The 9,933-nt window shown below is 67.7% G+C and carries 9 protein-coding genes; 4 read left to right on the plus strand and 5 right to left on the minus strand.

Features of this window, described 5'->3' with window-relative positions; genetic code table 11:
* The first annotated feature begins 184 nt into the window (after positions 1-184).
* On the plus strand, positions 185-1,495 hold the full coding sequence (locus tag ACLBXP_RS17815) for an ammonium transporter (protein ID WP_447669084.1): 1,311 nt from the start codon (positions 185-187) through the stop codon (positions 1,493-1,495).
* Between the two features lie 333 nt (positions 1,496-1,828).
* Here the strand turns inward: ACLBXP_RS17815 and ACLBXP_RS17820 are convergent, their stop codons facing one another.
* From ACLBXP_RS17820 to ACLBXP_RS17840, 5 genes are all read right to left on the minus strand, one after another.
* The gene (locus tag ACLBXP_RS17820) at positions 1,829-3,304 is read right to left on the minus strand and encodes an oligosaccharide flippase family protein (RefSeq protein ID WP_447669085.1); all 1,476 of its coding nucleotides are present in this window, start codon (positions 3,302-3,304) and stop codon (positions 1,829-1,831) included.
* A gap of 53 nt (positions 3,305-3,357) precedes the next feature.
* Complete coding sequence (locus ACLBXP_RS17825; protein WP_447669086.1) at positions 3,358-4,050, minus strand: hypothetical protein; 693 nt, start codon at positions 4,048-4,050, stop codon at positions 3,358-3,360.
* A gap of 314 nt (positions 4,051-4,364) precedes the next feature.
* Positions 4,365-4,544, minus strand: coding sequence for a hypothetical protein (locus ACLBXP_RS17830; protein ID WP_447669087.1), 180 nt, complete (start codon positions 4,542-4,544; stop codon positions 4,365-4,367).
* Between the two features lie 351 nt (positions 4,545-4,895).
* Positions 4,896-5,132 (minus strand): hypothetical protein, encoded by a 237-nt coding sequence (locus tag ACLBXP_RS17835; protein ID WP_447669088.1) that lies wholly within the window; start codon positions 5,130-5,132, stop codon positions 4,896-4,898.
* A gap of 1,292 nt (positions 5,133-6,424) precedes the next feature.
* On the minus strand, positions 6,425-7,000 hold the full coding sequence (locus ACLBXP_RS17840; RefSeq protein ID WP_447669089.1) for a TetR/AcrR family transcriptional regulator: 576 nt from the start codon (positions 6,998-7,000) through the stop codon (positions 6,425-6,427).
* Between the two features lie 113 nt (positions 7,001-7,113).
* Here ACLBXP_RS17840 and ACLBXP_RS17845 point away from each other — a divergent pair, with 113 nt between their 5' ends.
* The 3 genes from ACLBXP_RS17845 to ACLBXP_RS17855 all read left to right on the plus strand — a co-directional run bounded on the left by ACLBXP_RS17845 (position 7,114) and on the right by ACLBXP_RS17855 (position 9,390).
* Positions 7,114-7,812 carry a glutathione S-transferase family protein gene (locus ACLBXP_RS17845; protein WP_447669090.1) on the plus strand — a complete coding sequence of 233 codons (699 nt, stop codon included), beginning with the start codon at positions 7,114-7,116 and terminating at the stop codon, positions 7,810-7,812.
* A 58-nt stretch (positions 7,813-7,870) separates the two neighbouring features.
* Complete coding sequence (locus ACLBXP_RS17850; RefSeq protein WP_447669091.1) at positions 7,871-8,245, plus strand: tautomerase family protein; 375 nt, start codon at positions 7,871-7,873, stop codon at positions 8,243-8,245.
* 449 nt (positions 8,246-8,694) lie between these two features.
* The gene (locus tag ACLBXP_RS17855; RefSeq protein WP_447669092.1) at positions 8,695-9,390 is read left to right on the plus strand and encodes a flavin reductase family protein; all 696 of its coding nucleotides are present in this window, start codon (positions 8,695-8,697) and stop codon (positions 9,388-9,390) included.
* Positions 9,391-9,933 lie beyond the last annotated feature (543 nt).

Raw genomic sequence — 9,933 nt, forward strand, 5'->3', positions numbered from 1 at the left:
TGAGGTGCCCCCGCAAGGGGGCCTCGAAGGAGCCCTCCAGCGGACGCGCGCTTCCTGGAGCCCTCCCCCGACGGCGCCCCCACACCGGATCGTGACGCGCGCGCGATGCCGCGCATCGCATCGCCCTTGCCTGTTCGGTGGGCAATCTGGTTCAAGGCCGAGCCGATTCTCCGGGGGTCACTCCATGTTCCTGTCCGCCGCGCGGGGCCTGACCGGCCGCGCGCTCCCGCTCGCGCTCCTCGTCCTCTCGACCGGGCCCGCGCTCGCCGCCGCGCCCGCGCCCGACACGGGCAGCACCGCCTGGATCCTCACCGCCTCGGCGCTCGTCCTGTTCATGACCCTGCCGGGCCTCGCCCTGTTCTACGGCGGCCTCGTCCATGCCCGGAACGTGCTCTCCGTCCTGATGCAGTGCTTCACGATCTGCTGCATCGCCTCGGTGCTGTGGGCGATCTGCGGCTACAGCCTCGTGTTCGACGGCGACGGCGCCCTGATCGGCGGCCTCGGCAAGGCCTTCCTGGCCCATCTCGACGGGGTCCGGGCCGCGACGGTGCTCCCTGAGAGCGCCTTCGCCCTGTTCCAGATGACCTTCGCGGTCATCACGCCGGCCCTGATCATCGGCGCCTTCCCGGAGCGGGTGGCCTTCCCGTTCGTGGCGCTGTTCTCGGGCCTGTGGCTGCTGCTCGTCTACGTGCCGGTGGCGCACTGGATCTGGGGCGGCGGCTGGCTTGCGGCCCTCGGCACCCTCGATTTCGCGGGCGGCATCGTGGTGCACACCACGGCCGGCGTCTCCGCGCTCCTCCTCGCGGTGCTGATCGGCCGCCGCCGCGGCTTCCCGGCGACCCTGACGCCGCCGCACAGCCCTGGCATGACCATGACGGGGGCCGGCATGCTCTGGGTCGGCTGGTTCGGGTTCAACGGCGGCAGCGCGCTGGCGGCGGATGCGAGCGCCGCCAACGCCATCCTGGTGACGCACCTCTCGGCGGCCGCCGGCGCCATGGCCTGGACGGCGGCCGAGTGGGTGAAGATCCGCAAGCCGACCTCCATCGGCATCGTCACGGGCTGCGTGGCGGGCCTCGCCACCATCACGCCGGCGGCGGGCTACGTCGCCCCCGGCTCCGCCCTGCTGATCGGCACCGCCGGCGGCCTGATCTGCTTCTTCGTGACCCTGTTCATCAAGCAGCGCCTGCAGATCGACGACACGCTGGACGTGTTCGCCGTGCACGGCGTCGGCGGGATGCTGGGCTCGGTGCTGCTCGCCCTCTTCGCGCTGCCGGCCCTCGGCGGGTTGGGCTTCGGCGAGGGCCGCACCGCCCTGGGGCAGCTCGGCGTGCAGCTCCTCGCCATCGCGGCGACGGCCGTCTGGTCGGGCCTCGTCACGGTCGGGCTGACGCGGCTGATCGGCGCCGTCACGCCGCTGCGGGTGGACGTGGAGGCGGAGCACGACGGCCTCGACCTCGCGAGCCACGGCGAGCGCGCCTACGAGTTCACCGCGTAGGCGAAGGGATCCGCGCGCGGGCTCCGCGACCGGGGGCCCGCGCCGCCGGCGCCCTTAAGCGGCGAGCCAGGCCAGCAGCATCAGCCCCAGGAAGAACGGGGCCGAGGTGGCGAGGACGGCGGCGACCTCGCGGTGTTCCAGGAGGAGGGTCTTGGACGTGCTGATCATGGCGGCAACGGGTGCGGCGGGGACGGGGGACGTGAGCCCGTTCTGCCATCCCGCGGGCGCGCTGGCGACGGACCAAAAGGCTTAGCGGACGGTTAAGATCGGGGTTGTCGCCGGGCCGCAACATCACCCTCGGGCGAAGCCGTTCCGGGCCGCGCCGCGGGCGCCTCAGGCCTTCGCGACCCCCGGCAGGACCGCCCGCCGGCCCGGACGCAGCCGGGACAGGAGCCCCCGCGCCTCGTCCACGAGGGGATGGCGCAGGACGCAGAGGCCGCAGGCCCAGCCCGCGACGCCCGCGGCGACGGCCCCGGCGAGGCTCGCCGGCGGCGCCGCGTCGGACCAGCCCCACAGCGACATCACGAGGACGGCCGGCAGGATCGCGAGCCCCGTGAGGCTGCCGGCCTGGAGGTAGATCGGGACGAAGTCGCGTCCGCGCGTGTCGGTCATCCGTTCGAGGTGGCGCCGGTAGACGGTCACGGCGAGGACGGCCTCGCCGATCCGGGCCCAGCCGGCCCCGGCCAGGCCGAACCCGCAGCCGGCGGCGAAGATCAGCAGGCCGGCGCCGTTCCGGATGAACTCGAACCGGGCCTGCAGCGCCGTCTGGTCGCGGATGACGAACACCTCCCAGGTCATGCTGATCGAGATCAGGATCATCGAGGCGACGGACATCAGGCTCAGGGGCAGGGCCGCCCCGGCCCATTCGGGGCCGAGCAGGACCCGCACGAGGGGGCCGGCCAGCACCGCGACCCCCGCGAAGATCGGCCAGAGCAGGGCCGTGATCATCCGCAGCGTGCGCAGGTAGCTCTCCCGCAGGGATCGCCCCTGCCGCTGCTGGTCGGAGAGGTCGACGAACACGATCCGGGTGATGAGGGCGTGGAGGTTCTCCCACATCAGGCTGTTGAGGTTCGTCGCCCGCGTGAACAGGCCGAGGGCGCTGAGCCCGAGCACGCGCCCGAGGATGAGCTCCCCGAGCCGGGCGGAGACCCCCCCGACGCCCGCGATCGCGAGCAGGCGGACGCCGTAGGTCGAGATCTCGCGCCAGCCCTGCAGGCCGACGCGCAGGCTGACGTGCCGGCGGCCGAAGCCGTTGAAGGCGAGGACGGCCGCGAGGGCGCCGAGGACCTGCGCATAGGCCAGGCTCATGTAGCTGAAGCCGCCGAACGCCAGGGCGAGGATGGCCAGGCTCGTCGTGAAGCCGCGCAGCATGTTCACCAGCGCGACGACGCGGAAGTCGCCCTGGCGCTCGATCATCGCCGCGGGCCGGAACTCGAGGATCCCGAGGAGCGGCACGACGGCGAGCACGGTGAGGGCCCGCTGCACCTCCGGCTCGCCCAGGAGAGCGCTCCCGAACGCGCTGAGCCCCAGGATCAGGGCCGCGGTGGCGAGGGAGAGGATGAGGTTGATGGTGAACACGCTGGCGAGCAGCGCGCCGTCGACCCGCTCCGCCCGCACGATGTAGCTCGACAGGCCGCAGGCCCGCAGCGTGGAGAGCAGCCCCGCCATGGCGGCGGCGAGGCTGAAGATGCCGATCTCGTAGGGCGTCAGCAGCCGCGCGAGCGCCAGGGACGTGCCGAACTGCACCAGGAACAGCCCGCCCTGGCAGAAGCCCATCCACGCCAGGCTGCGGCGGATCGAAAACGACATGCTCCCGCTCGGCTCCTCGTCGCCCGCCACCGGTCCCCTTGCGCGCCGGCCGGCTACGCGACCCGCCTGTTCGTCGCGAAGATCTCCGCGGCGGTCATGCAGAGGCTCCGGCGCTTCATAAAATCCTCCGCCTCCCTGCGGGCAGATAGCCAATCGTAGGACTTGCCGACCGGCCGGAGGTGGCGGAGCGGCGCGGCATCCACCACCCCCATCCGCCAGCCGCGACGCTTCGCGACGTGCGACCAGAGCACGTCGAGCCCCCAGGCCCAGCGCAGGCTCGGGAAGGGCAGGAGCTCCGCGAAGGTGTCGCGGTGCAGGAGGGAGATCGGGCCGATCTCGACGAAGCTCGTCTCGCGGACGAGCGAGCCCCAGTGCCGCTCGGTGACCTTGAAGGTCGAGTAGGACTGAAACCGATGCGCCGGCTGCGCGATGCGCAGGCCGTGCTGCTCGGACAGCTGGATCATGACGTCGAGCAGGTCGTCCTGAAAGTCGATGTCGTCGTCGACGATCATCAGCCAGTCGTAGGCGTCGAGATCGAAGCCGGCGATCGCCTGCATGATGTTGTCGAACTTGCCGACCGGCCCCATGCGGCAGGTCGCCACGTCCACGTGGTGACGCGTCTTCCGGGACAGTTTCGTCATCACCGCCTGCAGGTCGGCCTCGCGGCCGGGCACCTCGACGGCCGCCAGCAGGACGCGACGGGGCGCCTGCCTCTCGGCATCCCGCACGACGTCGCGGCGCTTCACCCATAGACGTGCGCTGGTTCCAGCATCCATTAGGCGTAGCAGGCTTAAGCATCGCCTAAGTCTGTTTGATGGTATCAACCCGCATCGATTTTCGAAAAAGTCGCTTATCATCGGCCTAGTGCTTCCCTCGACTCGGTTTTTTCCTGGCGGGGGTCCCAAACAACGTTTGGTCTTCTTGCCTGTACTTCTACCGAGAAAATCACCTCCGTCAAGTCTCTCGCCGCATTCGAGACCGATCTCAGTAATGTTCCCTGGGCATTGCCCGGGATGTTTCCTGTATATGGAGCGACCTAATTCGTCGCCCCAATGTTCATTCACGAAACCGTTTGATCGAAATCATGGATAACGGTGAATAATCGTCCGGCCTGCGATCTTCGCGCCGTAGGTCTCTCACCAAAAAATCTTCCTGCTGAAAAGCCGAAGGGCAGATCGTCGTCCTTCCAGACGATGACTGCTTGCGTTGCATCGATCATGCCGAAGATCTGCGGGAACACCGCCGATCCGCCGCCGCCGTCAGGATCGGCGGCCGCGCATCTGGCTCGGGTCCGGCCCTGAGCGGCGCGGCGAGGACGCCTCGCGCTGCCTGGGGGCGCTCGTCCGGCGCCGGGCCTGCGGGGGATCCTGGGCGCGCCGGAGGTCGCGCGCGCCCGTGCGCGCCGCGAGATCCGCAAAGGAAAAGCGTCGAACCGATCCGGCTGACGCTTCCGTGAAAACCCGAACTCTCCGAGCCTACGCAGGCTCAAGTCGGTAGCGAGGGTCAGCGCGCGCTTCCAACTCTGACAGCCGCAGTGCCCGCTCGGCTCGCAGCCGCGGCGGGCTCTTCCGTTTCCTGATCACGCCGCGCCTCACCATTGGCGATCGTTGAACTCGTCCTCCGTCATCTCGCGGATCGGGCGTCGATAGATCCAGCCCCGGGCCGTCCGCGCACGGTCGATGAAGCAGAAGGCGGCCCAATGCCGGCCGACATGCAGGTGCGCCGCCTGGATCGGTGCTGCGTCCCTTGTGCTGCTGAGAAGGTACTCGGCCCGGACGGGATGCCACGCGAACCAGCGGGTCCAGACGCAAATCGGATTGTGCTTCATTGCTGAGCACAACCTGGACGAGGCGGCAAGGTTCGCTAGGTTGCAGGCGCAACTCGATGGGCCGGCCCTCACGGGAGCGATACGTGGCGCTCGATTTCGTCTCCGAGGACCCGTGCCATCGCCTGCGCGATCTGGCTGGCTTGCTGGCGCAACACGCGCTGCGGCGCGCTGGCGTGATCGGGGATCTGCGCAAAGGTGGACGTCGCCGGCCTAACGCCCGGTCGCGCCGGAGGTTGCGACCGCGTCCCCGGGGACGCGGATGCGCAGTGGCAGGGCCGACCCGGAGGCGGCTCACCGTGGCGAGGGGTGCCGCGGCCACCGGCTTCCCGGAACGGGCACGTGCGGCACCGGCTGACGCTTGTCGGGCGTCAGGCGCGTGAGGCGGGTGCTGGCTCCGCCGGGGCTTTCGACCCGCCGTGACGCGCGTGGCGTCGTCCGCCCTCGCTAATGCAGGCTTGTCCGCCTGCTGCCTCCGCGAGCAAGGGCGCGTTCCCCCATCGGGCGACGGGTGCGGTCACAACGAGGGCCCCTGGACCGAAGGTGACAGGCCTCGGATCGAGGCCGCCGCTCATCCGGGGCGACATCCGGCGGCACGCGGGGGCCTCCCTGCTGCACGATGCCGGAGCCGTCGTGAGCCGCGACGATGCGGCGGGCCTGCTCGACCGACATATCGCAGGCGCTCGTCATCCCCTGCAGGGCGCCGAGGGCACGGTTGTACTCGGGTAGGTTGGAGCAGCCGGGAAAACCGAAACCCCAGCCGGGCGTCGGCATCACCATGGAGCCGGCGAGCACGAGCGCGGCTGCGCAATCCCTGAACGATGGGCCCTGGCTCACGGACGCGCCTCCCGGGTGATCGACCTCTCAGGCCATCATACGCCTGTGGCCTGGATCGAGGCATCACCGATTGCTCAAGCAACGCCCCTCCCCCGTCGCCTCGCCTTGGCTCTTGCCTCAACGCATTGCCGACGAGTCCCCTGCAGCCTGCGCCCATCGCGGGCCCATCCCGCGGTCGGCCGGGCTGGAGGCGCGATGACGGGCCGTGACGAGGGCTACGCCCCGGCCCTGCAGCGGAGGGTGGCGCACGGCGACAGGCTGATGCTGAATGGCGAGACGCCGCAGCGGGGTCGTGAGAGGCACCGGGCCCTCGTCGACGGATCCACGCGCCGGTGGATGCCGAGGGCCGTCCGGTGGCCCTCCAGATCATGAGCCCACGACCTGGGAGTGGTTTTCAGCCGGTCCGCTTCCGGTCGGCAAAGCGCGGAAGCGGGCCTTGTCTTCGTGCGCGCTCTCGATCAGTTCGGCAGCAGGCCTGACTCTCGATAGCTCCTGACCAACGAGTCGAACAGATCTATATCCGACCGGCTTCGAGCGATGATCTGAGCTCCGGCCATCGCGGCATAGATGGCGCGCGCTCTCGTCTCCCCGTCCTTCGGCTCAACAAGCTTTGCAGCAACGAGCTGCTCGCGTAACCATGTCGTATTAACGTCGGCAAAAGCCTGGACCTCTTTCAGAACCTGCTCAGGCAACGCGTCATATTCTGTCGCCATGAAGCTGCTGAGGCACATGCGATTGTTGCGCTCCAGTGAGAGGCGAAAAATGCTAGGGTATTGCCGTAGCGCTTCCATCGGATTTTGCGTATCGGTTGAAATATTCTCAAGATCGCGGGCAATGTCTTCCCAATAACGGCGCGCGACGGCCTCGCCGAGGATGGCCTTGTTGGCGAAGTAGTAGTTGATGCTGGCAGCCTTGATGCCAACGGCCTCTGCGAGGTCGCGGAAATTGATGCCGCCGTATCCATAGGCCATCGCTGCCTCCCGCGCGGCCGCGAGGATCGCCTCACGCACATCCCTCTTCAATGTCGCTGCCATTTCAGCCTCCGTCTGTCATATGGCAGACAGGGGTTGACGGCGCAAGATGCCGGTCCTAGCTTGTTGCCTGTCATATGACAGACAGGCAGCGATCTCAAGGAAGCGATACGACCATGTCCGACAAGCTCAAGCTCTTCACCTCTCCCTCGGCCTTCCCGAACCCGCAGCGCCTGCGGATCTTCATGCACGAGAAGGGCATCGCCGATCACTTCGAGGAGACGATCTACGACATGTCGCCGGTGGGCGAGCAGCGAGGATGGAAGCACCTGAAGATGAACGCTTGGGGCGAGACGCCGACCCTCGCGCTCGCCGATGGCTCTTACCTCAGTGAAACCTCTGCCATCGCCCGCTACCTCGACGACACATTCGAAGGCCGCAAGATCATGGGCGAGACGGCGCACGAGCGCGGCCTCGATCAGATGTGGGACAACCGGGTGTGGGTCCACATCCTCTATCCCATCGTCACGGCCTTCCATGTCCTGCATCAGGGTCTGGGCCCGAAGCTCGAACTGACCAGCAATCCGGCCTGGGGCGAGCATTCCCGCAAGGTGGCACTGGCGCATGCCGGTTTGGTCGACCGGCACCTCTCCGACGGCCGTGCATGGCTGCTCGGAGGCGATCAGCCGACGTTCTCGGACATCACGCTGGCGACGGCCGTCGCGTTCTCCAAGTTCCCGGTGAACGCCACTCCGCTCGATGAGCGCTTCGAGCATCTCGATGCCTTCTGGCAACGCTGGCAGTCTCGGCCGACCTTCATCGCCGCCTATGCGGACAGGAGCAGCGGCGTGTCGGAGATCGACAACCGGGCGTGAGCGCCCATCGGTCGGTCCCCGGCCGGGACCGACCGCAATCCCGCCCGAGGAGGTCATCATGCCTTTTGCACGTATCGATTTGATCGAGGGAAAAAGCCCCGATTACCGCGCTGCGGTGGCAGACATCGTCTATCGAGGCATCGTCGATATCCTCGAAGCGCCTGATGGCGACCGCTTCGTGGTGATCGGCGAGCACAAAGTGGACAATCTTGTATATGATCCGCAATTTCTTGGATTCAGCCGGTCGCCGGACTTCATCTTGATCCAGGTGACGAGCACCGTCGGCAACAGGACGGACACCAAGTTCGCCTTCTATCGTTTCGTTGCCGATGAACTGAAATCGAAGTTGGGGGTCCGACCTGACGACATCATGATCAACATGGTCTTTGTCGCCAAGGAGGACTGGTCGTTCGGTGATGGTCAGCCGTGGTAAGGACCCCCGATCTCGCCTCGGTCCACAACTGCGGGGCCGCAGATCGATGACCGCCTTGGAGAAGCGCCGACGGTCGTCGTAACGACTGGCGTGGGTCGTGAGCAGCCCTGCGGCCGCCGGCCCATCAGATCAACCCCTCAGGCCGGGCGCCGCATCAGGCGTGGGCGGCGGAGCCCCGCACCATGTTGGCGGTGGCGACGGCCGGCAACACCCGGAGGGCGCCGGGCCCGGGACAGGCGCCGCATCGCCGGCTCGTCCTTCCCCGTCTCACTGCACCAGGCAGTTGCCGGGCGATGACGGTCTGCGGAGGGTTGATATGCGACGGTCCGCTTCCGGGCGGCATGCGCATCAAAGCGACGTGCGGAATCTGGATTGCGGCGCAAGAAGCGGGAGGCTCCGCAGACCGGGCGGTCACATAGGTAGTTCGTTGCCAAGCTACGGAGCCTCTCGTGATCGATCCCCACGTCACAATCGAGCCGTCGATCCTCTACCTCGGAACGCCAGTCGTCCTCATCAGCACACAGAACGAGGACGGCACTGCCAACCTCGCGCCGATGTCGTCCGCGTGGTGGCTCGGCTGGCGGTGCATGCTCGGTCTCCAGACCGCATCGCAGACGCCGCAGAACATGATCCGCACGGGGCAGTGCGTCCTCAATCTGACGTCACCGAAACAGGCTGACGCGGTGAACCGGCTGGCTCGCCTGACGGGCACCGAGACGATACCCGAACTGAAGCAGCGGCTGGGCTACGCGTATGAGCCTTCCAAATTCGAAGTGGCTGGCCTGACGCCCATCGCATCGCAGACCGTGGCCGCACCGCGCGCGTTGGAGTGCCCCATCCAGCTGGAAGCCGTCGTCGCCGCACAACACGGGATCATGGACGACGATCCCCAGGTCGCTGGCCTGCTCACGGCCTTCGAAGTCCGCATCACCCGTGTCCATGTGCATCCGAGCTTGCTCATGGATGGGCATGAGAACCGCATCGATCCAGCCAAGTGGCAGCCGTTGATCATGAACTTCCAGAAGCTTTACGGAGTGTCCAGCATCGAGATCGTTCCATCCCGCCTCGCGGAGATCGAGGAGAAGTGCTACCGCATGCCCGACGTGGATCGGGCTCGCGGGAACGCGCTCGAACCGTCTCTTTGAGCATTTCGTTGGGCATCCTCGGTTCTTCTCCCAAGCCGAGGATGCTTGAGGTCCTGGCGCGCTCACCTGCTTGCCTACATCCGCATGCGAAAGGCTGACGTCCGCTTTCGAGGAGCGGCAGGTCGCGACCCCGATGGCGTGATCGGTCGTGAGCGGCCCTCGGCCTCGCCCCTCACGCCGGGCGCCGCATCAGGCGCGGGCGCCAGATCCCCAGCACCACGTGGGCGGCGGTGACGGGCCGCCGCACACAAGGGGCCCCGTTCGGGACAGGCGCCGCATCGCCGGCTCGTCCTTCCCCGTCCGAATGCACGGGGACGTTGCCGGGCGATGACGGTCTGCAGAGGGCGGATTTCTGCTGGTCCGTTTCGGAGCGCAAACTCGATTGAAGCGGACTTTGCCCCCTGTTTGCTCCCGACCGATTTCGTTGAAAAACTCGTTGGCGGCCGAGATCGGAGAGGGGCGGGATGAGCCCTCGCCCTAGGGCTGGGTGTCGCCAGCCAGTCAGGCCGGGCTCGGCTGCGGGATCGGAAGGAGCTTTGCGAG

Source organism: Methylobacterium sp. A54F (genome assembly GCF_053346035.1).

Coding starts and splice junctions, on each gene's coding strand:
- ACLBXP_RS17815 (WP_447669084.1), top strand. CDS start 185: ATGTTCCTGTCCGCCGCGCGGGGCCTGACCGGCCGCGCGCTCCCGCTC.
- ACLBXP_RS17820 (WP_447669085.1), bottom strand. CDS start 3,304: ATGTCGTTTTCGATCCGCCGCAGCCTGGCGTGGATGGGCTTCTGCCAG.
- ACLBXP_RS17835 (WP_447669088.1), bottom strand. CDS start 5,132: ATGAAGCACAATCCGATTTGCGTCTGGACCCGCTGGTTCGCGTGGCAT.
- ACLBXP_RS17840 (WP_447669089.1), bottom strand. CDS start 7,000: ATGGCAGCGACATTGAAGAGGGATGTGCGTGAGGCGATCCTCGCGGCC.
- ACLBXP_RS17845 (WP_447669090.1), top strand. CDS start 7,114: ATGTCCGACAAGCTCAAGCTCTTCACCTCTCCCTCGGCCTTCCCGAAC.
- ACLBXP_RS17850 (WP_447669091.1), top strand. CDS start 7,871: ATGCCTTTTGCACGTATCGATTTGATCGAGGGAAAAAGCCCCGATTAC.